23 protein-coding genes and 1 other RNA gene are annotated in these 22890 nt (G+C 51.7%); 9 read left to right on the forward strand and 15 right to left on the reverse strand.

The window, feature by feature from the left end; all coding sequences use genetic code 11:
* Positions 1–3: 3 nt before the first annotated feature.
* Positions 4–1812 carry an ABC-F family ATP-binding cassette domain-containing protein gene (locus ACO6S1_RS14005; RefSeq protein ID WP_422343252.1) on the reverse strand — a complete coding sequence of 603 codons (1809 nt, stop codon included), beginning with the start codon at positions 1810–1812 and terminating at the stop codon, positions 4–6.
* Positions 1813–1955: 143 nt separating this feature from the next.
* Here ACO6S1_RS14005 and ACO6S1_RS14010 point away from each other — a divergent pair, with 143 nt between their 5' ends.
* From ACO6S1_RS14010 to ACO6S1_RS14025, 4 genes are all read left to right on the forward strand, one after another.
* On the forward strand, positions 1956–2678 hold the full coding sequence (locus tag ACO6S1_RS14010) for an SIMPL domain-containing protein (RefSeq protein ID WP_422343253.1): 723 nt from the start codon (positions 1956–1958) through the stop codon (positions 2676–2678).
* Positions 2679–2746: 68 nt separating this feature from the next.
* Positions 2747–3055: a hypothetical protein gene (locus ACO6S1_RS14015; protein WP_422343254.1), complete on the forward strand. Its 309-nt coding sequence runs from the start codon at positions 2747–2749 to the stop codon at positions 3053–3055.
* 114 nt (positions 3056–3169) lie between these two features.
* The gene (locus ACO6S1_RS14020; RefSeq protein ID WP_229956320.1) at positions 3170–3835 is read left to right on the forward strand and encodes a response regulator transcription factor; all 666 of its coding nucleotides are present in this window, start codon (positions 3170–3172) and stop codon (positions 3833–3835) included.
* Positions 3836–3930: 95 nt separating this feature from the next.
* Positions 3931–5253 (forward strand): sensor histidine kinase, encoded by a 1323-nt coding sequence (locus ACO6S1_RS14025; RefSeq protein WP_422343255.1) that lies wholly within the window; start codon positions 3931–3933, stop codon positions 5251–5253.
* Here the strand turns inward: ACO6S1_RS14025 and ACO6S1_RS14030 are convergent.
* The gene (locus ACO6S1_RS14030; RefSeq protein ID WP_422343256.1) at positions 5246–5530 is read right to left on the reverse strand and encodes a chorismate mutase; all 285 of its coding nucleotides are present in this window, start codon (positions 5528–5530) and stop codon (positions 5246–5248) included. The two genes, ACO6S1_RS14025 and ACO6S1_RS14030, sit on opposite strands and share 8 nt — an antisense overlap.
* 129 nt (positions 5531–5659) lie before the next feature.
* On the opposite strand from ACO6S1_RS14030, the gene ACO6S1_RS14035 reads away from it, so the two are divergent.
* Positions 5660–6673, forward strand: coding sequence for a polyprenyl synthetase family protein (locus ACO6S1_RS14035; RefSeq protein WP_422343257.1), 1014 nt, complete (start codon positions 5660–5662; stop codon positions 6671–6673).
* Between the two features lie 27 nt (positions 6674–6700).
* Complete coding sequence (locus ACO6S1_RS14040; protein ID WP_422343258.1) at positions 6701–6979, forward strand: ETC complex I subunit; 279 nt, start codon at positions 6701–6703, stop codon at positions 6977–6979.
* A 9-nt stretch (positions 6980–6988) separates the two neighbouring features.
* Here the strand turns inward: ACO6S1_RS14040 and ACO6S1_RS14045 are convergent, their stop codons facing one another.
* The 4 genes from ACO6S1_RS14045 to ACO6S1_RS14060 are packed head-to-tail and all read right to left on the reverse strand — an operon-like array spanning position 6989 to position 9620.
* Positions 6989–7480 (reverse strand): NUDIX hydrolase, encoded by a 492-nt coding sequence (locus tag ACO6S1_RS14045; RefSeq protein WP_422346196.1) that lies wholly within the window; start codon positions 7478–7480, stop codon positions 6989–6991.
* 32 nt (positions 7481–7512) lie between these two features.
* Positions 7513–8199, reverse strand: a complete 687-nt coding sequence (locus ACO6S1_RS14050) for a TPM domain-containing protein (protein WP_422343259.1) — start codon at positions 8197–8199, stop codon at positions 7513–7515.
* On the reverse strand, positions 8199–9023 hold the full coding sequence (locus ACO6S1_RS14055; protein WP_422343260.1) for a TPM domain-containing protein: 825 nt from the start codon (positions 9021–9023) through the stop codon (positions 8199–8201). Before ACO6S1_RS14055 ends, ACO6S1_RS14050 begins: the two co-directional genes overlap by 1 nt.
* A 6-nt stretch (positions 9024–9029) precedes the next feature.
* Positions 9030–9620 carry a LemA family protein gene (locus tag ACO6S1_RS14060; RefSeq protein WP_422343261.1) on the reverse strand — a complete coding sequence of 197 codons (591 nt, stop codon included), beginning with the start codon at positions 9618–9620 and terminating at the stop codon, positions 9030–9032.
* Positions 9621–9763: 143 nt separating this feature from the next.
* Here ACO6S1_RS14060 and mscL point away from each other — a divergent pair, with 143 nt between their 5' ends.
* Both mscL and ssrA read left to right on the forward strand, forming a co-directional pair.
* Positions 9764–10183 carry a large conductance mechanosensitive channel protein MscL gene (mscL, locus tag ACO6S1_RS14065; RefSeq protein WP_422343262.1) on the forward strand — a complete coding sequence of 140 codons (420 nt, stop codon included), beginning with the start codon at positions 9764–9766 and terminating at the stop codon, positions 10181–10183.
* A 74-nt stretch (positions 10184–10257) separates the two neighbouring features.
* Positions 10258–10601: a transfer-messenger RNA gene (ssrA, locus tag ACO6S1_RS14070) on the forward strand.
* A 146-nt stretch (positions 10602–10747) separates the two neighbouring features.
* Here ssrA and ACO6S1_RS14075 read toward each other — a convergent pair.
* From ACO6S1_RS14075 to ACO6S1_RS14095, 5 genes are all read right to left on the reverse strand, one after another.
* Positions 10748–10978 carry a hypothetical protein gene (locus ACO6S1_RS14075; protein WP_422343263.1) on the reverse strand — a complete coding sequence of 77 codons (231 nt, stop codon included), beginning with the start codon at positions 10976–10978 and terminating at the stop codon, positions 10748–10750.
* 103 nt (positions 10979–11081) lie between these two features.
* On the reverse strand, positions 11082–12344 hold the full coding sequence (locus ACO6S1_RS14080; RefSeq protein ID WP_422343264.1) for an N-succinylarginine dihydrolase: 1263 nt from the start codon (positions 12342–12344) through the stop codon (positions 11082–11084).
* Between the two features lie 5 nt (positions 12345–12349).
* Positions 12350–13366 (reverse strand): arginine N-succinyltransferase, encoded by a 1017-nt coding sequence (locus ACO6S1_RS14085; protein WP_422343265.1) that lies wholly within the window; start codon positions 13364–13366, stop codon positions 12350–12352.
* Positions 13363–14571 (reverse strand): hydrolase, encoded by a 1209-nt coding sequence (locus ACO6S1_RS14090; RefSeq protein ID WP_422343266.1) that lies wholly within the window; start codon positions 14569–14571, stop codon positions 13363–13365. Before ACO6S1_RS14090 ends, ACO6S1_RS14085 begins: the two co-directional genes overlap by 4 nt.
* 69 nt (positions 14572–14640) lie before the next feature.
* Positions 14641–15144 carry a hypothetical protein gene (locus ACO6S1_RS14095; RefSeq protein WP_422343267.1) on the reverse strand — a complete coding sequence of 168 codons (504 nt, stop codon included), beginning with the start codon at positions 15142–15144 and terminating at the stop codon, positions 14641–14643.
* A 93-nt stretch (positions 15145–15237) separates the two neighbouring features.
* Here ACO6S1_RS14095 and ACO6S1_RS14100 point away from each other — a divergent pair, with 93 nt between their 5' ends.
* Positions 15238–17352 (forward strand): malate synthase G, encoded by a 2115-nt coding sequence (locus ACO6S1_RS14100; RefSeq protein ID WP_422343268.1) that lies wholly within the window; start codon positions 15238–15240, stop codon positions 17350–17352.
* Here the strand turns inward: ACO6S1_RS14100 and rsmA are convergent.
* From rsmA to ACO6S1_RS14120, 4 genes are all read right to left on the reverse strand, one after another.
* A complete protein-coding gene (rsmA, locus tag ACO6S1_RS14105; protein WP_422343269.1) occupies positions 17349–18179 on the reverse strand; it encodes a 16S rRNA (adenine(1518)-N(6)/adenine(1519)-N(6))-dimethyltransferase RsmA in 831 nt (276 codons plus the stop codon). The two genes, ACO6S1_RS14100 and rsmA, sit on opposite strands and share 4 nt — an antisense overlap.
* The gene (gene pdxA, locus ACO6S1_RS14110; RefSeq protein ID WP_422343270.1) at positions 18176–19180 is read right to left on the reverse strand and encodes a 4-hydroxythreonine-4-phosphate dehydrogenase PdxA; all 1005 of its coding nucleotides are present in this window, start codon (positions 19178–19180) and stop codon (positions 18176–18178) included. The genes rsmA and pdxA overlap by 4 nt, the downstream gene beginning before the upstream one ends.
* 3 nt (positions 19181–19183) lie before the next feature.
* Positions 19184–20548, reverse strand: a complete 1365-nt coding sequence (locus tag ACO6S1_RS14115; protein WP_422343271.1) for a foldase protein PrsA — start codon at positions 20546–20548, stop codon at positions 19184–19186.
* A 99-nt stretch (positions 20549–20647) separates the two neighbouring features.
* Positions 20648–22873: an LPS-assembly protein LptD gene (locus ACO6S1_RS14120; RefSeq protein ID WP_422343272.1), complete on the reverse strand. Its 2226-nt coding sequence runs from the start codon at positions 22871–22873 to the stop codon at positions 20648–20650.
* Positions 22874–22890: the final 17 nt, after the last annotated feature.

The following is a 22890-nucleotide window of genomic DNA, read 5'->3' on the forward strand; positions in this document are numbered from 1 at the left end:
TCGCTAATTTTGGAGTTGTTCGACTTTTTCTGCAAGCTCTAGCCACCGCATTTCGGCTTCTTCTTTTTCGTCGATCAGAGCCGTGTTTTCATTTGTCAGCTTTTCAAACTGGTCAATATTCTTGGTATATAAGTCGGGATCTGACAGCGAGACTGCGATTTCGGTCATGCGCGTATCAATCTCTTCAATGCGGGCCGGCAGCAAGTCGTAATCGCGCTGGTCTTTGTAGCTTAGCTTTTTAGACGGACTACTCGATTTTACTGCAGGTTTTGTTCCAATCGGCTTGTTGGTGCTTTTAACCCTGGTAGCCCCATCTTCCTTGCGTTTGGATTCCCATTCGGCATAACCCCCGGCAACAATATCAACCCTACCGCTGCCATCGAGACCCAAGGTGACTGTCACGGTACGGTCAAGAAAGTCGCGATCATGGCTGACCAACAGCACTGTACCGTCATAATCAGCGATGACTTCCTGCAGCAAATCCAGTGTTTCGAGGTCCAGGTCATTGGTCGGTTCGTCAAGCACCAGCAAATTTGACATGCGGGCAAATTCGCGAGCGAGCAGCAATCGCGACTGCTCGCCACCGGATAATGTTCCAACCTTGGCATCAATCAGGCTAGGTGCGAACAGAAATTCTTTCAGATACCCCTGGACATGTTTTTTCTCGCCGCGGACATCAACCCAATCGCTGCCATCGGCCAAAACGTCACGAACGGATTTATTGCCTTCCAGCAAACGCCGCTGTTGATCAATATAAACCCCGTTGAGCGTTTTGGCGAGCACGACCGAACCGCTGTCCGGTTCCAGTTCACCAGTCAGCATTTTCAGCAAAGTTGTCTTGCCCGCGCCGTTGGCGCCAACAATGCCGATACGATCTCCTCGCTGGATACGCAGAGAAAAGTCACGGATAATCGTGCGCTTTTCGTCCCCATTACCGAATGCCTTGGAAATATTTTCCGCCATGATCACTGATTTCGTGCGGACATCATCACTTTGCGCTTTAAGGTTGGCGGTGCCCGCTGGTCCAATCATGGCCGCACGCTGCGCCCGCATTTGATAGAGTTTTTCAAGCCGTCCTTGATTGCGTTTGCGCCTTGCGGTCACGCCGCGTTCCAACCAGCGTGCTTCCAATTTCAGTTTTGCATCGATCTTGTGCGCGGCCTGGGCTTCGTCAGCATGGATCTTTTCCATCCAGGCATCATAACCACCAAAGCCGATTTCCTGACGGCGGAGTGCACCACGGTCGAGCCAAATCGTTTGTTTGGTCAGACGGGTCAAAAACGTCCTGTCGTGCGATATAGTGATGAAGGCGCCATTATATCGGTTCAACCAATCTTCCAGCCAGTCAATAGCGCTCAGATCAAGATGGTTGGTTGGCTCGTCCAGCAACAGTAAGTCGGGCTCAAGAGCCAAAGCGCGACAAATAGCTGCCCGCCGCTTTTCTCCTCCGCTGGCTTTGTCCGCGCGAATGGAAAGGTCTGTTGATAATTGATCGGCGATGGATTTTACTTCATATTCTGCGGGTCCGGGGCTGCCGGATAGAGCGAAATCAAGCAGGGTTGTGAACGGTGTAAAATCCGGTTCCTGTTCCAGCATCACGATATGTGTTCCGGGCTGGATCATCCGCTTGCCCTTGTCCGCTTCAATTTGATCAGCGATTAATCGCAGCAGAGTTGTCTTTCCTGCTCCATTGCGGCCAATTAACGCGAGCCGATCACGCGGCCCGACATGCAGGTTCAGGTCTTTGAAGAGCCAACCTTCGCCCTGATGGAGGGAGAGTTGTTCATATGAAAAAATGGGCGGTTGTGACATTGCTCTTGCGCGTTAGGGCCAAGCGCTCATTTCCTCAAGCTACCTTTTCACAAAACCATGTGATACTTCACTGCTGATCACCTTCGGGGCACAAGATTCGAGACAAAGCAGGGTTCTTGACGTTGGAAATTATCGGAGGAATTATGATGAAACATGCTGGAATATCTGTCGCGACTGCAATGCTTATGGCGAGCAGCCATGTCGCGCACGCTGCCGACGTCCAGATCATGGCTCAAAACCCAGTTGTTGAAATCAGCATATCAGAACGGGTCGATAGCCGTCCCGACATGGCGACTTTTAGCACAGGAGTGGAAACCAAAGCGCCGACCGCAACACAGGCGCTGCGCGAAAACTCGAGTCAGGCCAAAAAGGTCATTGATAAATTGAGATCGCTGGGAATTGCCGAGAAAGACATTCAAACAACCGGAATCAACCTGAACGCTGATTATCGATATGACCGGGCAAATGAAACCAATCGTTTTGTGGGTTATCGCGTTTCCAATCAGGTTCAGGCAACAGTTCGCAATATCGACAGGCTTGGCACCATATTGGATGCATTGGTAAGCGCTGGCGGTGCTACAAACCTCAACGGGCCTTATTTCAGCATCCATGATGAAAGCAGCCTCAAGAAAATGGCACGCGAACGGGCGCTCGTAAATGGCAGGAAACAAGCAGAAAACTATGCCAAGGCATCTGGCTATAGCGGTGTCCGTGTGCTTTCCATTGCCGAAGGGATTAGCAGTGTTTCACCAGGTCCGATGCCAGCACCGCCACCTATGGCTATGCGGGACGAATCTGTGCCCATCGCGCCGGGGCAAGTGGGCACATCGGTTACGCTCAACATAAGCTATGAAATGACTCGTTAAGCTTTTAAGCTGGGAGCTGAACTGACCGTTCACCTGATGTTAAAAGCGCAATAGCTAAGAGTCTGACCATGTTAAAAAAATGCATCTTTTCCGGGCTTTTGGCTTTTGCGGCTTTTGCTGTCACTGCGGTGCCGGTTCAGGCTGTGCAGCGGGATAATGAACAAAAAGCCGCTCGCGCCCAGATGATGGCGGGCAAAGGGAAGTCTTTGCGCTCCATAGAGAACAAGGTTTTGCCCAGAATGGCGGGTAGCCAGTATCTTGGCCCCGAATATGATCCATCAGCACAGATTTATCGGCTGAAATTTATCGAGAATGGCCGCGTTGTGTTTGTAGACGTCGATGGCAGAACAGGTGCCATATTGCGTGAGCGCCGCTAAGCCGCTTTATTTTTCCTTTTGACGGTGCTGAGCCGTTTTGTCTTTATCATTGTGGGATTTAATGATGGTGATATAGCTACACCATCATGACAAACGGTTTTCTGGAGTAACTTTATGCGCGTGCTGATAGTCGAAGATGAACCCACATTGGGTCAGCAGCTAAAATCGACGCTGGAAAGCAATGGCTATGCGATTGACCTGTCCACCGACGGCGAAGATGGCCACTTCATGGGGTCAACGGAAGAATATGATGCGGTTATTCTCGATCTCGGCCTGCCCGAAATTGACGGTCTGACGGTTTTGGATCGCTGGCGTAAGGAAGATCGCAATTTCCCCGTCCTGGTCTTGACCGCGCGAGATAGCTGGTCAGACAAGGTTGCCGGATTGGACGCTGGGGCCGATGATTATTTGGCCAAACCATTTCAGACAGAAGAACTGATCGCGCGTTTGCGAGCGCTCATCAGGCGTGCATCAGGCAATGCATCTTCGGAGCTGACAGCGGGTGATGTCCGGCTGGACACGCGTTCCGGCAAGGTGACGCTTGACGGCAGCCCGGTTAAGTTGACGGCACAAGAATATAAACTGCTATCCTACCTTATGCATCATAAGGGAAAAGTTGTGTCTCGCACCGAGTTGATCGAACATATCTACGATCAGGATTTCGACCGCGATTCCAATACAATCGAAGTTTTTGTGACGCGCATCCGCAAGAAATTGGGTGCGGATGTCATTTCGACCATCAGGGGGCTGGGCTATAGTCTTGAGGATCCCGACAGCTGAATGAAACGAGTAAAATAGACCTTCCTATTGACGAAGCGGTTATCCAGCCAAAAAGCCCGTTAGGCACGCAAACTACCGGGTCATTGAGTCGCCGGATGATCGGCATTGCGGCCGCCTGGATCATCGTTCTGCTTTTTGGCGGTGGTGTTGCGCTTGACCGGGTTTTGGTGAATGCCGTCACCCGCAATTTCGACAATCAATTGGAATATGTGCTGACCGCGATGATCGCGTCGGCCGAAATCGGCCCTGATGGAGAGGTTTTTCTCAATCGACCTTTAGGGGATCAGCGGTTTCTTGAGCCTAATAGTGGCCTTTATTGGCAGATTAGCGGCCAGGGCCATGATGACTTTTATTCGCGCTCCTTGTGGGATCGTAGCTTGGAGGCGGAGCTGAGACATGACGATCCGGAAACTCATGTCTATGACAGCAATCAGTTTCCTGATGAGCCGCTACGGGTTCTGGAAAGAACAATTATACTGCCGGATTCTGAAGTAAAATGGGCGTTTCTGGTGGCGCAAAGCCGGGACGGTTTGGACGGGCAGATAAGCGAAATTCGCTCAATCCTCGTCAATAGTTTTCTGCTGCTGGCACTTGGGTTGATCGGCATGGCCGCTCTGCAAACACTCTATGGCCTTTGGCCGCTTCGAAAGATTCGCAAGGCAATTTCCGAGATGCGGAATGGTGAGCAAAAACGGGTTAGCGAACCGATGCCGGTTGAAGTAACGCCGATGGTTGATGAGCTCAATGAGCTGCTAGACCATAACGAAAAACAGGCTGAGGAAGCGCGGCGGCATGCCGGCAATCTCGCTCACGCGCTAAAAACCCCGCTCACAGTAATTATGAACAGCGCAACCGCCAAGGCCGACGATTTGGCAGATACAGTGATCAGAGAATCCGGCGTTATGCGACGTCAGGTAGATCATCATCTTGCGCGCGCACGCGCAGTTGGTCGTCGTGGGCATGCTCATAGCCGTTCTCGTGTATGGTCAAGTCTGCAGGCGGTGGAACGGGCTGTTGGACGCCTTTACAAGCATGTCCGCATTGACATTGACGGAGATCAGGATGCGGTGGTCTCTGTTGAACGACAGGACCTCGATGAAATGATCGGCAATCTGGTTGAAAATGCTGCCAAATATGGCGGAGGCAGTGTTTTCGTCACTGTCGAAACCAGTGATGAGTTTGTTGAATTGCTGATTGAGGATGATGGTCGCGGCATACCGGCTGAAGAACGCCAGCGCATATTTGATCGCGGAGCGCGGCTTGATACCGGCAAGCCCGGAACTGGCTTGGGGCTGGCCATCGTCCGCGATGTGGCCGAGATTTATCACGGCCGGGTGTCCTTGGAAGAAAGTGAAGATTTGGGCGGACTGTTGGTGCGGCTATGCCTACCCAAATCCCAGATACAACCGACTAGCTAGCCTCTTCGCGGATCTGTTCATGATGGCGAATAACTTCGTCGATGATGAAGCGCAGAAATTTTTCGGAAAATTCCGGATCAAGATTGGCATCGCTTGCGAGTTGGCGCAATCGGGCAATTTGTTCCTGTTCGCGGGAAGGATCAGCCGGCGGTAGGTTATTCTCCGCCTTATACTCACCAACAGCCTGCGTGACCTTGAAACGCTCTGCCAGCATGAACACCAGGGCGGCGTCGATATTGTTGATGCTTTCGCGATATTGCTTGAGCTTTTCGTCCATGGGTAGCTGCCTGATTTGGTTTACAGATTCATTGCTTGATAGACTTGCCCGCAAGTTTTGCAAACTTCACTTGCTGATGTTTTGATTTCACTTGCCTTATACCGGTTCCCTTGCCACATCGCTTGCAACATGTCTGCAACTGTCCATCAATTGGGGCGAGAAGCCACCCCGTCGCTAGAACCGCTCATGACGCTGGTCGCGAGCGATATGAATCAAGTCAACAGCGTCATTCTGGATCGGATGCAGTCAGAGATTCCCCTGATTCCAAAACTGGCAGGCCATCTGATTGCTGGCGGCGGCAAGAGAATGCGGCCAATGCTGACATTAGCGGCTGCTAAATTGATCGGTTATGAGGGGGATCGACATTTCAAACTGGCGGCAGCGGTGGAATTTATTCACACCGCAACATTATTGCATGATGATGTGGTTGATGGATCCGATCTCCGGCGCGGGAAAACAACTGCCAATTTGGTGTTTGGCAACCCGGCCACGGTATTGGTGGGCGATTTTCTGTTCAGCCGATCGTTTGAACTGATGGTGGAAGATGGTTCGCTGAAAGTTTTGAAAATCCTGTCCAGCGCATCGGCAATAATTGCCGAAGGGGAGGTCAATCAACTGACCGCTCAACGCAAGATTGACACCAGTGAAGATCGGTATCTTGATATTATCGGATCCAAGACCGCCGCACTTTTTGCAGCCGCAAGCCGTATCTCGGCCGTTGTTGCGGAACGGGATGAAGAATCCGAACTAGCGCTGGATTCCTATGGCCGAAATTTGGGCATAGCTTTCCAGCTTGTCGATGACGCGATTGATTATTCCTCCGACAGCGAAACCATGGGCAAGGATGCTGGCGATGATTTCCGTGAAGGAAAGGTCACTCTGCCCGTAATTCTTGCCTACGCGCGCGGAAACGATGCGGATCGCAAGTTTTGGAAAGATGCTATTATCGGCCACAAAACCTCGGATGATGACCTTGGTTTTGCCACAGACCTGCTCAAGAAAACCGGCGCGATAGACGATACAATTTCACGTGCACGTCACTATGGTCAGCGTGCGATTGATGCCCTTGGCGCCTTTCCATCGGGTAAAGCAAAAGCTGCGATGACTGAAGCAGTTGAATTTGCCATTTCACGCGCTTATTGAAGCGATCATCAACGAAGGAAATTATGGATGGCCGCGCGGATATACCAGAACCCGATGAATGCTATGCAATCGGGTAAAGCTCTGACCGACAAATGGGTGCTGGAATTTGAACCATCAGAAGCCCGCAAGCCTGATGCCCTGACCGGATGGGCAGGATCTGGCGATACGCAGCGGCAAGTGCGGATGACGTTTCCGAGTGTTGATGCAGCAACGGCCTATGCCGACAAATATGGGATTGCTTATTCGGTCGTGCCAACGCCAAACAAGACATTGAAAATTCAAGCCTATGCGGATAATTTTCGGTAGGATATCTGCCTATTTTGGTTGAAGAAACAGCAACATTTTAACATCGATAGCCGCGCCCTGGTTGCGCTTTTGGTCGATGAACTCGGCTAGACCATCCAATGCCACGCGGTGCACGATGATGTTTTCACCGTCGACACCACCGCCGTGTCCGGTTTTGGTCAAATTTTTCGCGTGGAACAGGGAAAAGCTCTCGGAAACCATACCTGGAGATGAATAAAACTCTCCACGGTCTTCCATGATTTCTGCACGATAGCCGGTTTCTTCCTCCAGCTCCCGGATGGCTGCTACGGAAGCATCTTCGTCACCATTGTCATCATGATCGCCCACCAAGCCCGCGGGTAACTCAATGCAATTTTTGCCAAGCGGAACGCGATATTGTTCAACCAACAAGACATGGCCATCATCCACGGCCAAAATGACAGCGGCGCGAATCCCCCGGCTGCGCGAGACATATTCCCAGCGGCCTTTCTTTTTGGCTGTGATGAAACGGCCTTCCCACATGGTTTCGATGGGGGATTCCGCGTCGTCGATACTCAAAGTTCGATCAATCGATCTGGCAGTTCATTAGGGTTGTGATCGGTTTTGGGGAAATGCTCTTTTAACACCACGCCAACATGCCGAACGGCCGCAGCCATGCCCTCACCGGGACGGCCGGCACGAATTTCATCAATCAACGCAACCATCGCTTCGCCCCAGACTTCAGGAGATACTTTCTCGGCAATGGCATCATCGGCAACAATTTCCGCGCGATGTTCTTTTAGGGAAACGTAAATCAATATCCCCGTCAATCCCATGGTGCGACGTTCTGCACCTACTTTGAAGAAATCAATTGCTCGTTTGCGTACGCGGCGCTGCTTGGTGCTTTTGGGCGTGACAGCAAGCCGGAGCGGCATCCATGCAAACAGATAGCGCATGATCAAGAACAGCGTGACGCTGGCGATGAAAAGAATCGCCATTTGTTCGCCTGCTGTAGTGAGGTCTTGCTCCCAACCGCCGAACAGCCCCGTTAATATCGATTGATAAAACGCCGGAAATACCGCCAATGTGGACAAGAAAAAGAACGTGATGCCCATTGCCCATTGTAAACCAGCGTCATGATATTTGTCCGACAGATCGGTGACGATGGTTACAATCTCTCCGTCTGTGGACTTTTCAGCCTCGCTAACAGCTGTTGTAACAAGTTTGTGGTCCGCTTCAGATAGCTGGTTCACTTTTTGCACTACCATCCTCCCGAAGCGCCGCCGCCACCAAAGCTGCCACCACCGCCGCTGAAACCACCGCCACCAAAACCTCCACTGCTGAATCCGCCGCTGGAACTACCCCAGCCACTGGAACTGCCACCGCCCCAGATAACCACGGGACCAGCACCGCCTCGATAACGCCGTCCACCGCGAGAGTTGGAGATGGACATCGCGATTATCACGATGCCAACAACGATCCAGAAAATAATCAGTCCGCCTTCGCCGTCACTCGACCGTTCGCGTTGCACGGCCGCCGCCTGTGACGCCACGGCGCGCGCCTGTTCCTCTGGCAGGGTCAACTGTGCAATGATCCGATCTACACCGGTCTCAATGCCAGCCGGCATGTTGCCGTCACGGAACTGTGGCAGGATATGATTTTGAATGATTGCGCTGGAAAGCGCATCGGTCATGATGCCTTCCAGTCCGTAGCCAACTTCTATCCGGACTTTCCGATCGTTCGGCGCAACAAGCAATATGATACCATTGTCTTTTTCCGCTTCGCCATCACCATCCTGTCCAATGCCCCAACTCCGCCCAAGCTGATAGCCATAGTCGGCAATATCATATCCTTCCAAACTGGACACCGTGGCGACCACCAACTGTCGGTTGGAATTTGCTTCCAGAGCCTCCAATTTGGCAGATATGCCTGACTCTTGCGCCGGATCGAGCAAGTCCGCCTGGTCCACGACGCGGCCGGTTAGTTCAGGAAAGCTCTGAGCTGCTGCAGGAGTCGAAAGGGCCGTGATCGACAAAATCGCGGCAGCCCAAATTGACACGACAATGTTGTGGGAGAAATATCGCATTATGGTTTAAAACGCCACCGTTGGAGCTTCATCGGCGCCTTCGGTAGTGGCGGTAAACGGTTCCATCGGTTCTGCGCCGTGAATGATCTTTGCACCGATAATATCGGGGAAGGTCCGGATGGTCGTATTATATTGCCGGACTGCTTCATTATAATCGCGGCGCGCCACGTTGATGCGGTTTTCCGTGCCCTCGAGCTGGCTTTGCAGGGCCAGAAAGTTCTGATTGGACTTGAGGTCAGGATAGGCCTCTACAGTCGCCAAAAGACGGCCAAGATTTTGTGACAAAGCACCCTGTGCTGCCGCAAACTCCTGAATTTTTGATGCATCGCCCAAATCATCGGCGCTGACCTGAATGGAAGTCGCTTTGGCACGCGCTTCAACCACGGCGGTTAGCGTGTCTTGTTCCTGCGCAGCAAAACCTTTGACGGTCTCAACCAGATTAGGGATCAGATCAGCGCGGCGTTGATAGGTGCTTTCGACGTCGGCCCATTTGGCTTTCGCCTGTTCCTCAGCTGTTGGCACGCTGTTAATGCCGCAAGCGCTGAGCGCTAATGCCAAAACCGGTACCATCAAAAATTTGGTTAACTTGCCACGCATGTTGATTTTCTCCCACGTTTCAATTGATCGCCTCATCAAATGTAAAAATAGGTACGAAAACAGGCGAATGCAATGACTTCCCTCGACAAATCAGAGCTTTTCGGGCATTTAACCACCATCTTACGGGGAAGAGGAGTAGTAATATGTTTTCAGAATTTAAAGACTTTGTCCTGAAAGGCAATGTTCTGGATTTGGCAGTTGCGGTCATCATCGGTGCTGCTTTTGCGACCATCACAACATCGCTGACAGAAGATGTGATCATGCCGGTGGTGAGCGCGATTTTTGGCGCTCCGGATTTTTCAACCATGTTCATTCTGCTTGGTACTCCGCCAGCTGAACTGGCCGGTTCCACCGACTATGCGGCATTGAAAGAAGCGGGTGTTCCGATGTTGGGTTGGGGTCAGTTCCTTACAGTTGTAATCAACTTCATCATTCTGGCGTTTATCATTTTCATAATCGTCCGTTATGCCAATAAAGCCATAGCGAAGAAGGAAGAGGAAGCAGCTTCCGGTCCAAGCGAAATTGATTTGCTGACCGAAATTCGGGATAGCCTGAAGAAATAAGCTCTAATTCAACAATTTAGAAGCAATACCTATAGGTGTGGATGGCAATATCCACGCCTATATTTTTGCGTCATTCTCTTTTCATTCAGAATTAAGCGCCTATATAGGGCCTGTCTGTTTCGGCGGACTATGGTGATAAATTGTGATGTGCAATAGGCACAACGGACCCGGGGGCAGTACCCGGCGGCTCCACCATTTGGGATGTTTTAGGGCATCTTGGTTGATGGGGCCGAACCAGGATCGACGTGTGTTGAAAAGCATTATTTTTACCCGGCCTGAGTATGCCGTGATTGCTCAAAAACTATAAGTGCAAACGATAACGAAGCACTCGCAGTAGCGGCTTAAGCCATCGACCTCACGGTTGTAACTTAAGAAGTTAAAGCGCGGTTGGACCCACCGGGCAACAGAAGGGATACCGGCGGTTTGGTGAGCACCGAGCAACAGAAGCTCACCACTTCAAGTTTCTTGGAGGGTGCCGTGCAACAGAAACCCTCTACTTTAACAAATAGCGAGAGACGAGCCACAAATGCTCATCCCCTTAACTTCTGGGGTAAACTCTATCCGTCAATAATCTTGACCATAGGTTCGGTGATAATCAATTGCTTCGATCATCTTGGCACCGGCCATGAAAACTGCTCCGGTGCATGCAAGGAATAAAAGCTTTCCGCCAAATCCTGGATATTGCACGAGATAATCCTGACCCCGCGCCACGGCACCGGTGGCGAGCGCATAAACAATCAGGAATGCCTCAAATTTGGTCTTTATGATGAACAGTCTTTTGAATTTTCTCCACATGCTTTGATATGCAGCAAGGGCTATGCCAATCCCAGAAAAGTGGGGCTTTTGCAAAGTCGAACATGGTTAACTGTAAGTTAATTCGACAGTTGTGGATCGATTTCTATGCATCGAGTTCGATCAACGCGCAGGCTTTGAGAAGTTCATTGCGCGCAATCTGGACTTTTTCGCGCAATGCATCGTCCGTCAGTTGATCAGGAGCAATGGTATCTGGCCAAAATTGCTCGACAACTTCAGCGATTACATCCAGTTTTTCAGATGTCGCCATAAAGCGCGGATCAACTGTGTCAGGATCGGCGACAACGCGAAGGCGCAGACATGCTGGGCCGCCACCATTGGCCATCGATTGGCGAACATCGACGGGGCACAACGTCCGGATCGCGCTGTTGCCCGCCACCAGGTCCTCAAGATAGGTCCAGACCGCTGGTGTTGCTTTCGCCTCGGTCGGGAGAATCAGTGCCATGCCACCATTGTCAGGAAGCGTGACCAGTTGGGCATTAAACAGATAGGATGTGATCGCGTCTGCCAAACTGACCTTGGCTGCCGGTACCGTAATGATTTCGACTTCCGGAAATTTGCGCTGCACTTCAGCATAAAGTTCTTCCCGATGTTCAAACGCCTCTTCATGCGCGAACAGCACATTTTCATTGGCAACGGCGACCACATCATTGTGAAAGGCGCCGGCGGCAATAGCTTTTTCCGACTGCTGGGCAAAAATCACGCGGCCGCTGTCCAGGCCATGCTTTCTCGCTACGGCTTTGCTGGCCTCGACATGCTGGCGAGCGGGAAAAGGACCACCGCTTTGCCCATAAACAAATATCTCGACCCCTGTTTCTCCATGAGAAACACATAAACGCATATGGTTGGCTGCGCCTTCGTCGCCAAAGGGGGAGGGGACCGGGCCGTGAACGGCGAAATATTCTAGATTGGCAAAAGCAAGTTGAAGCTGTGCAAGCGTCCCGGGCCATTCGTGGCTGCGATGCGGCATGGTTTGCAGGTTGGCAACCGTCAGATGGCACTTGCCATCAATCGCATCCGGTGCCGGAGAAATGGTGGCGGCATTGGCAGCCCACATGGACGAAGCGGAATAAGCCGCTGCCCTTATGTGCGGTTCTGCGCTGCTAATCTGCGTTCCAAGTGCATTCAGCCAACCGATATTGGGTCGATCCAGCGGCATGAAAAATCCCTGCGTCAAGCCGAGCTCGATATTGTGCCGCATCTTCGCTAGGCCTTGCAAGGCTGCCTCGCGAGGGTAAGATGCCTCTCCGGCATTGGTAGAGGATGCGATATTGCCGAGGCTCAGACCAGCATAGTTATGGCTCGGCCCGATAATTCCGTCGAAATTGATTTCCTGAACTTTTGCCATGTTGATTACCTTGGAATATGGGCGATCATATCGCCGACCGATAAGCCCAGGCTGGCTGCGGCATCTTCGTCAATAGTCACACCGCCTTCAGCTTCGCCAACAAAGGCGTAAGTAGCCTGAAAATCATGAAGCCTGCCGCAAGAGATAATCGACTTAAGGCCTGCTCCTGAAGCAGTAATGGCGACAATTTCGTCCGATTTGGCATTTTTCACGCTGGCCACATTGTCGGTCTTGGCGATCATTGTCGGACCACCGTCAAAAATATCGACATAGCCATCATAAGAGAAATTCTCATTTTCCAGCATCCGCATCGCTGCCCGACCATTGGGATGGGGGATGCCAATGGCTGCGCGCGCCGTTTCGCTAAGCATCGCGGTGTAAATTGGGTGTTTGGGCATCAGGTCGGCGATGAACTGGTTGCCGTGAATGGCATTGAAATAGTCCGCTTCCTGGAAACCCATGCCGAAAAAGCGCCCGGCAAGGCCATCCCAGAAAGGCGATCCACCCGCTTCATCAATTACGCCGCGCAATTCTGCAAACAGCCGATCGCCGAAACGCGAGCGGTGTTCCTTTATGAACAGATAGCGACTGCGTGCGAGCAACATACCCAGCCCGCCGGCGCGTTCACCGGGATGCAGAAACAGGCCGCCAACTTCACTGGCGCCTTCCAGATCGGTTACCAGTGTCAGCATCTCCGCACGGAATGTCCGGTCCAGTTCCTTGCTGGTCTGTGATAAAGTACTCAAGCGATAGGAATAAAAGGGCCAGCTTTGCCCGACCATTGTGAACAGCTGTGATGTCCCGCGTACCACACCGGTTTCGATATTTTCGAGAACCATCACGAACAGATCATCCCCATGTTCCTCGCTGGTCCTGTCAAACGCTTTGGCCGAACGGCCCAGCTTGATTGTAAGGCTGTCTTTGTCGGCAGGCAGGTTGGTAAAACCACCGCCAGTAAGCTTTGCCATTTCATACAAATGCTGCAGGTCATCGACCCGCGCCGCCCGAATTCTGAAACTCATAAGGCCCCCTTGGCTGCAATCCTCATAATTGCCAGCGCTGATAGTTGTGTGCGTTCGACCAGACTGTCAGCGATCAGAAATTCATCCGAACTGTGAATGGCGCCGCCACGGACCCCCATTGTGTCAACAACGGGCACACCGCAAGCGGCAATATTATTGCCGTCGCAAACCCCGCCTGTGCCACGCCAGTTTATTTCCAGCCCAAGCTCAGCACCGCAGCTTTTAATCAAATGGAAAAGCTTTTCGGATTGTGGATCGATCGGTTTTGGCGGACGACCAAAACCGCCATGGCAATGCACGTCAAGATCATGGCCGCGCGCGATAATATCAACCAGTTTATCAAGAGTGATTTGCGCCTCTTCCTGATCGGCAATTGACTTGGGGCGGAAGTTCACCCGCAAGATGGCGTGATCGGGGACTGCATTATTCGGTCCGCCACCTTCAATCTTGGCTGGATTGACGCTCAGTCCCTCACGGTGCAGGGCTTTCAATTGTATAGCCATATCAGCTGCGGCGACCAGCGCATTGCGACCTTCGTCCGGGTTACGGCCGGCATGGGCGCTTTTGCCGGTGAAGATGATCGAAAAATTGCCGCTGCCACCGCGTTCGCCAGCCAAGGTCCCATCGGGCAGGGCGGGTTCGTAGGTGAGCGCGGCGACCTTGCCCTTGGCGCATCGTTCGATCAGCGCGGCGGAGGAGGCGGAACCCACTTCTTCATCGCTGTTGATCATGATGTCATAACCGATATTTTTGGCGTACTCGCTTTGCTCCAACAATTGCAGCGCCCCTAACATCACGGAAAGTCCGCCCTTCATATCGGCAACACCAGGACCGTTTAAAACGCCTTCCTCAATCCATTTGAGGTGTTGGAATGGGTGATCCGCTGCAAAAACTGTGTCCATGTGACCAGTGAGCAATATCCTTACTGGTGCTTCGGCACGGATAGAACCATGGAGATGCTGGCCGCGCTGGACCTGATTAACGGAGCCGTCTGGCCGCACCGCTTCAACCGGATCGGGATCAATCAACTGGATGTCGCCTGGTAAAACAGAAAACGCGTCTGCCAGTTGTCCTGCAACGATTTTCAAACCTTCCAGATTGGTGGTTCCGCTATTGACTTTGGACCATGTTTCCGTGCGTTCGAGCAGCGACAAGTCTGCTGCTGATTCCAATATTGCGCTTTCTGGAAGAGGATTTGCTTTCATTTGAAACCGATAGCATTTGTAATTGATCGCTGTCACCTGTTTCTGACAACTCAAGATAGGTGGAACAGCTCAATATCGGGCGTCTGCAATCAAAGCATTGACGCCTAGATGTATCTCTTTCCAAAGAGTATGTTCGTCCTGCTGTGCATTGGGAATGGTTTTGGTAATAATATACACAGCAGCATCGACTAGCCCACGGAACCAATCGCTGGTTACCTTCAGGGTTTCTTCATGATGCGGAACGGTGCTGCCAAACATGATACGGATTTCTTGCGGCCGCTCAAGCCAGTTCATCAGGCAATAAACCACGCTTTCTACCATTTCTGCTTCCAGTTTTGCGGTGTTACCAAGCCCATGCTCGCGAAAGGAGGTGCGCGCATCGGGATGCAATTCATAATATCGTGCCATCACGGGACCGGTAATATCACCCATCTCGTTTGCCGCGCGTTCCAAGCTGGTTTCCAGCAACTTTGTTTTTTCATCCAAATTCATCACCGTTGATTTCTGAACCATAGGATCGCGATCGGCAAGGATTTGATATCCAGCATTTACAAAAACTGGCTCACCGGTCATAGATGCCGCCGATTCCTCCCCGGAACATTCAATATTGCGTTTAGACGGCGAGGTCGGAGCGTAATCTGTTTATTGTAAAAAGAGGAACTACGCATGTCCGAATATGTCAGTCAAAATGGCATCCAGATTGCCCGGCAATTGTTCGATTTCATAAACGATCGAGCGTTACCCGGAACCGGCGTTGACCAGCAACAATTCTGGTCGGGCTTTGCGGATCTGCTTGGGCAGTTTGCTCCTCGCAACAAAGAACTGCTCGCGAAACGCGAAAAACTGCAATCACAAATTGACGATTGGCACAGGACCAACAAAGGTCAGCTGATTGATCAAGCGGCTTATCAAGCGTTTTTGACAGACATCGGTTATCTGGTGGGCGAGCCAGCGCCTTTTGCCATCACGACGGAAAATGTCGATCCGGAAATCGCTACGATGGCTGGACCGCAACTGGTCGTACCTTCTTTGAACGACCGGTTTGTGCTCAATGCCGCGAACGCGCGTTGGGGCAGCCTTTATGATGCCTTTTATGGCACTGATGCACTGGATGCGGCACCGGCTCAGCCTGGTGGATATGATCCAGTGCGAGGCGCTGCGGTCATCAAAGCGGCAAAGGCGTTTCTGGATGAGACACTGCCGCTGGCCGAGGGTAGCTGGGCTAACCTGACCAACGTCAAAGAGAACGGCATTCCGCTCAAAGATCCTTCGCAATGTGTGGGGTGGAATGACAAGGGGTGCCTGTTCAAGCATAACGGACTGCATATTGATGTGATCTTTGATGCCGAGCATCCGATTGGCAAGGATGATCCGGCCAATATTGCGGATGTCTATCTGGAAGCTGCGCTGACGACGATCATTGATATGGAAGACTCGGTGGCGGCTGTCGATGCCGAGGACAAGGTGCTCGCCTACACGAACTGGCTGGGCCTGATGCGCGGTGACCTTGCAGCGAAGTTCTTGAAAGGCGGCAAAGAAGCAGAACGTCGCGCCAATCCGGATCGTGAATATACGGATCAGGACGGCAATGCATTCACGTTGCCTGGTCGCAGTCTCATGTTCGTTCGCAATGTCGGTCACTTGATGACCAATCCGGCTGTTTTGCTGGCGGATGGGTCAGAAGCACCGGAAGGCTTGCTCGATGGCGTGTTTACCAGCCTTATTTCCATGCATGATCTGAAAGAACTCGGTCATTATCGTAACAGTAAGACTGGCTCTATCTACATTGTGAAGCCAAAAATGCACGGACCTGAGGAATGTGCATTCACCAATGATTTGTTTGATGCAGTCGAAGATTTGCTGCACCTCAGCCGCAATACCATCAAAGTGGGCGTGATGGATGAAGAGCGGCGGACTTCTGCCAATCTCGCGGCCTGTATCCACGCGGTGAAAGACCGGATTGTCTTTATCAACACCGGGTTCCTCGATCGCACCGGTGACGAAATCCATACCAGCATGCAGGGCGGGGCAATGGTTGCCAAAGCCGATATGAAGTCCAGCGACTGGATCCAGTCTTATGAAGCGCGCAATGTCGCGATTGGCTTGGCCTGCGGCATGTCCGGGAAAGCACAGATCGGTAAGGGCATGTGGGCAGCCCCCGACATGATGGCAGACATGATGGAACAGAAAATCGGACATCCGATGACCGGCGCAAATACTGCCTGGGTGCCAAGCCCGACAGCAGCAACATTACACGCTATTCACTATCACCGGCTGGATGTATTTACCCGCCAGAAAGAGGTTGCTGGCGAGGGCATTCCATCGCTCGACAAACTTCTGACCATTCCTCTGGCAGACGGACATAATTGGTCCGGAGAAGAGATTGAGCGCGAGCTGGATAATAATGCCCAAGGTATATTGGGATATGTTGTGCGCTGGATTGATCAAGGTATTGGTTGTTCCAAGGTGCCAGACATCAATGATGTCGGATTAATGGAGGATCGCGCGACCTTGCGGATTTCATCTCAGCATATGGCTAACTGGATGCTCCACGGTGTTTGTTCGGCCGAGCAAGTTGATGCGGCCCTGCTGCGCATGGCGGCCAAGGTTGACGGACAAAATGCAGACGATCCTTTATACCGACCTATGGCCAATGATCCAGAAGGCAGCCTGGCGTTTCAGGCCGCGCGTGATTTGGTATTCAAGGGAGTCGAGCAGCCAAGTGGTTATACAGAACCTTTGCTGCACGCCTATCGCCGGAAATTGAAAGCGGTGAGTTAGGCAGACAAAAAACGCGCCATGGCTACAAATTCATTTACGCTTACCGTTTCCGGTCGTCGCGCACCGTCAATCTGTGCTGCGGCCAAAGCCGCTAGTCCGCCGGGGAGACTCTTCAGGCTTTGACGCAACATCTTACGACGTTGACTGAACGTCGTCTGTGTTAGTCTGGCGAGTATCTCTGGGTCCACACCCTCGGGTTGCGTTTTTGGAGTCAAATGGACAATCGCTGACATCACCTTGGGCGGCGGTGTAAAGGCGGAGCGGTGGACCGACATGGCGAGCTTGGCATCACAGCGCCACTGCGCCAATATTGACAGCCGCCCATAGGCGCCGGAACCCTCTTTGGCGACAATGCGATCGGCGACTTCGCGTTGAAACATAAGTGTAAGCGATTGCCAAGCAGGCGGCCAGGTCGGGCTGGACAACCATTTGACCAAAAGGGCTGAACCGACATTGTAGGGCAGATTAGATGCGATGTGGAATGGTCGGTCGAACAATTCCGATAAATCAATAGCCAGCGCATCCTCATTGATAACAGTAAGTTGGCCTGGAAAATGGTCAGATAAGTCTTGCAAGGCCGGCAGGCACCTCTCGTCCCTCTCTACCGCTGTTACCTTGGCACCCGCTTGCAGCAGTGCCTGTGTCAGTCCACCGGGACCGGGCCCGACTTCAAAGACCGATGCTCCGGACAAATCGCCAGGTACAGCGGCGATACGGGCCAGTAACTGGGTGTCGAACAAGAAATTCTGTCCGAGCGCTTTGTTGGCGGAAAGGCCGTGCTTTTTGATCACCTCCCGCAATGGAGGCAGAGAGGATGGATCGCTCAAAGGTCGTATATCTCGCGATTTGACACAGCGGTGGCAGCCATTTCAATGGCAGCAATCATTGAGCGAGGATCAGCGATATTCTGTCCAGCAATGTCAAAAGCAGTCCCGTGATCGGGTGAAGTCCGGACTATCGGGAGACCTAGAGTCATATTCACGCCATCAAAAAAGTGTAGTGTTTTTAGAGGGATGAGAGCTTGATCGTGATAAGGGCACAGCGCAATATCATATTTCGATCGGGCTTCTTCGTGGAACATCGTATCAGCAGGTAGCGGACCCGTTATGTCTAATCCCTGTTCGCGCAGCTGATCAATGGCGGGCTGCATTATAAGCTTTTCTTCTTCACCCAAATTACCATTCTCGCCCGCATGTGGGTTTATGCCAGCGATCGCGATACGGGGGTTTTCTATACCAAAATTGCGCGTCATCGCCTTGGCCGCTGATTTGGTGCGGGCCACGATCAAAGCTTGGGTCAATTGGCCTGAAACACTATCCAAGGGAATATGTGTGGTCATAGGGATAACACGCAAAGATGGTCCGGCAAGCATCATAACGGCATTTTCGCGCGCAATACCGCAACGTTCCGAGACAAATTCGGTTTGTCCCGGATAACGGAAACCAACTTTGTATAGCTGTGACTTGGACACAGGGGCGGTGACGACTGCTCCAGCATCGCCAGAACGAGCCAAGCCGCAGGCAATTTCGAGAGCATACAAGGCGCATTGCGCTCCATCTAGCGAAGGTTCACCCAATGTCGCGATCTCACCATCGTGGATATGCAAAACCGGCAGAGCTTTATCAAATGCCTCACGGGCTTCTGCCGGTTCGGAAATCTTTGTGACAGGTATATTATAGCGCCCGTCAAAGTCCGCGAAATTACCCACTACAAAGAAAGGGGGCGCTGCAAAGTTATTTCGTTCAAGCCAGGATTTGCAAATAATTTCGGGGCCTACGCCTGCAGGATCGCCGCATGAAATTGCGAAGGGTCTGTTCGCCCTCGACATGAATTAGTTATATTCAATTATGGCATCACGCCGAAGATCCCGCAGATAAATCCGAGCACGTTTATTGACGCGTTCGTTTTCCAATTGCGACATGATCTGGTCAAATGATGGCGCAGCAGCCGATTGCGGATCGTCCCTGCCACAGAGGATCAAGACACGGACGCCGTCGGCGACCGAACCAAATGGCTGGCTGGCCTGTCCAATAGGCAATTGGGCAATAGTATTTTGTAGCGGACCAGGCAGATCTCTTAACCGCACTTGGTCATTGTCGACAACCTGTGCGCCGATCGAAGCGGCCACTTCGTTTGCCGCGCCACATCCTTTGATATTCTGTGTTGCCGAGGCAAATTGGGCTGCTCGCGCGGTCGCCTGTTCTTCGGTAGTGTCTGCCGGGAAGCTGATAGCCAATTGCTTTAGGCTTAAGACTGCATTGCGCGGGTCAGCAGTAAGGATTTGTCGTTGATCAATTAGATACAAGATCGAAAAGCCGCCAGGAACCTCAATAGGTCCAACAACTTGGCCGATTTGCATTTGTGTCGCTGCTTCAGCAAGAGACTGTGGAAGTTGAGCCGGGCGCACCCAACCCAGATCACCGCCGGTTGCGGCCGTAGAAGCCTCCGAGAACTGGCGCGCATAGGCTACAAAAGACCCACCTTGACGAATCTGGTCTAATATTTTGCGCATGTTTACGGCAACTTGTTCCGCCGCATCTGGCGAAGCCGACATATAAATCTCGCCAATACGATATTCTGTCGTACCTTTGGAGGCGTTCAGCCTTTCGATGATCGAATTCACCTCGTCATCACCGACATTGATGAACGGCTGAATGTTCCGCCGAAGCAAACGACTCCATGCCAGTTCGCCTTTGATTTGACGTTTCAGAGTATCTGTCGAAGATCCACGCGTACGGAGATACCTATCAAATGCTTCTACATCCTGTTTGAAATTCTGTTGCGCAACCTGATTGAAAGTCTGCTCAATCTCTTCGTTGGAAATTACAATCTCGTTCGCTTCCGCTTCCTGTATCTGCAGCGTTTCGTCGATCAGATTACTTAGCACCTGCGCACGGAGTCTTACTCTCTCTTCGTCGGAAACATCGCCGCCATTGGCAGCGATTATCAGCGCGAGCCTATGTTCGACGTCCGTTCCAGTTATGATGTCGCCGTTGATCAGCGCAGTTGCCCGGCGGACATTGGGATCATTCTTCCCAAAAATAGTAAGTTCTTCCGGGATATTAAGCCCGGTTTGCGGGACACCATTGTCTGGAACAGTCTGACTTGATAATGGCGTCGTCGATAGCAATGCGGCTGATACCGCCAACACATATTTCGCATTTTTGTTGAAAAACTGGGTACGCATAAAATTCATTTTTTGTTTCTTTTCAAACTCTAAGAACATCTTTTGGTCAATGGCTATCATATTTCGGCTGAACCTAATATTAGCAATCGATTATCGTTAACAGACGCCTTACACACCCAAGTTGCGTAAAGCCAGCCGGAAGAGGAAGGTGCTGCCGCGCTGGTCATCGCCAGTGTCATCATAATCATAGCGCCAAGTTACACCAAGCGAAAGGCAGCCGTCATCATAGGCAACACCAACACGATGGCGAACCGGTTCAAACCCGTCTGCAGATGAGGTCGGGTCTTCTCTGGCATCGGTCAGATCAACAATTGCGGATCCAAAGACCGACCAATATCTATCGATCTGATAACGGCCGCCGATACGTACCTCTTCACGATCGCTGAGATCTTCTACTCCAGCCCCGATATTACGGTTCAGCCGCAAATAGCCGATTTGCATGTACGTATTTTTTGACCCAACAGTGGCATCAATCTCGTTGCGTCTGACGGCAGCGCTATCTTTATCAAGTCGATACCTATGGGTTAATTTCACAACATCCTTAAATCGAATTTCCGTGCGGCCGACAATGTCAGAAAACCGTTCAGATAATCCTGTTCCTTCGGGCACGATATTGCTGTTATTCGCTAACCGATAGCTTTGTCCAACAATGGCATTGATGGACAGATTGGGCCTGCTAAGATTCCATTCCACGCCGTAAGTGGCCCGGACATTGTCCTCATAGCGATCATAACCGGGGAAACGATTGAGAGCGAAGAGGTTGGTATCTTCCAAATCGACCGAACGGGAATCTTCATTCGGAAGATCGAGATTGGATATGGCAGGGGTTGCAACCACCTGAAAACGCGGTGTCACAGTTTGCGTGCCGCCAAAAGCCTCGCCGATAAATGGCCACTTTATGTCTAGCGCTGCAGTTACGATACCTCGGGTCTGCCAACCACTCTCACCACTATATATGCCGGCTTCGTTTAGGGCGTTGTCGTCGCTGTTATATACATCACCCCGGGCAAAACCTGTCAGCGTGATTTCTTGCCCCATACTGGTCAATCTTCGTAAATCCCAGCGGGCGGAGGCAAAGGCACGCTGCGTATCCTGTCCCTCGGCTCGTTCGATCGCCAGGCTATTCAACTGAATTTCCGTGTTGCCACCCCATATCGGTTCCACAAAGCGTTTGCGATAGTCGAGTACTGGCAATGCAACAGGAACCTGATTCTGCGGATCTCCGGCGCGCAACGTTTGAAAAGCCCAGCCGGCGAGAGAGAAATAGCTGCTGTCGTCTATTCGTTCTACGTTAATTGTTGAGCGCAGACTGTCATCATCGCTGATGTCATAACGGCGAAGAAAGGTTCGGTCTGACACCAAACGGGCAGATTGCGAAATGGTCCAGTTTTCATTCAAGATGAATCGACCACTCGTTGCAAAATAGCCTCTAAAATCTTTCTCCGCATCCGGTAAGGGGCCGGCCGCACCTGTGGGAATACGCGAACTATAGGTCGCGTATCCGGTCATCTGAAATGCACCCTTCTCGTCCAGATTGCGAAACGTGCCGCTAATCAAAGGAGCAACTTCGGTAAACACCTGAGTTGTAATGGTTGCATCCTGATTGGGTGCAAGGTTGAAGTAATAGGGCAGGGAAACCGCAACACCATTTGTTGAGTCGAATCTCAGGTTAGGAACCAAAATCCCGCTGCGGTTTTCATCGCTGATTGGATGAGAAAGGCCAGGCAGAGGAATAACGGGCAGACCAAAAATTTCTATCCGGGCTCCATCATAGCTCACCCGCTTTTTCACGGGGTCATAGCGAACTTTGACAGCCTTTATTTCCCAACTAGGGTTTTTCGGGCATCCATCATCTGTTGTAACCGCACAAGCAGTATAGGCGGCGTTGTCGAGGGATAACGAACCATCGGCAAACCGTTCCCCCTTTCGGGCGGCTAGGCGACTGCCATCCTCAAGAACCAACAAGAGGTTGTCAACGATGCCGTCCCGCAAACTGTCGGTGAGCACAATGCTGTCACCATAGGCGGTGTCACCATCGGGGCTGGTCGATCGGATATTTCCAGTTGCCTCAACCACACCTGTTTTGCGGTTCCATGTTACGGTGTCGGAACGCAGTTTATACCCATCGCGATTGAGTAATACGTCGCCTTTGGCAGTCACTATGTCATTTTCAAAATCATAGTCGATTGTATCGGCGCTGAATTCAATATCATCAGAAGGCACCGCTGCGGGCTCAGCAACTGAAGTTTTGGCATCCATATCGGATTGGGCCAAAGCGTTTGGGGAGTTTGCCAACGGAAGAGCTAATGCAATCAGTGCGATAGAGGATTTCATCGACGAGATTAACCTAC

This window comes from Parasphingorhabdus sp., assembly GCF_965233695.1.
Taxonomy (GTDB): Bacteria; Pseudomonadota; Alphaproteobacteria; order Sphingomonadales; family Sphingomonadaceae; genus Parasphingorhabdus.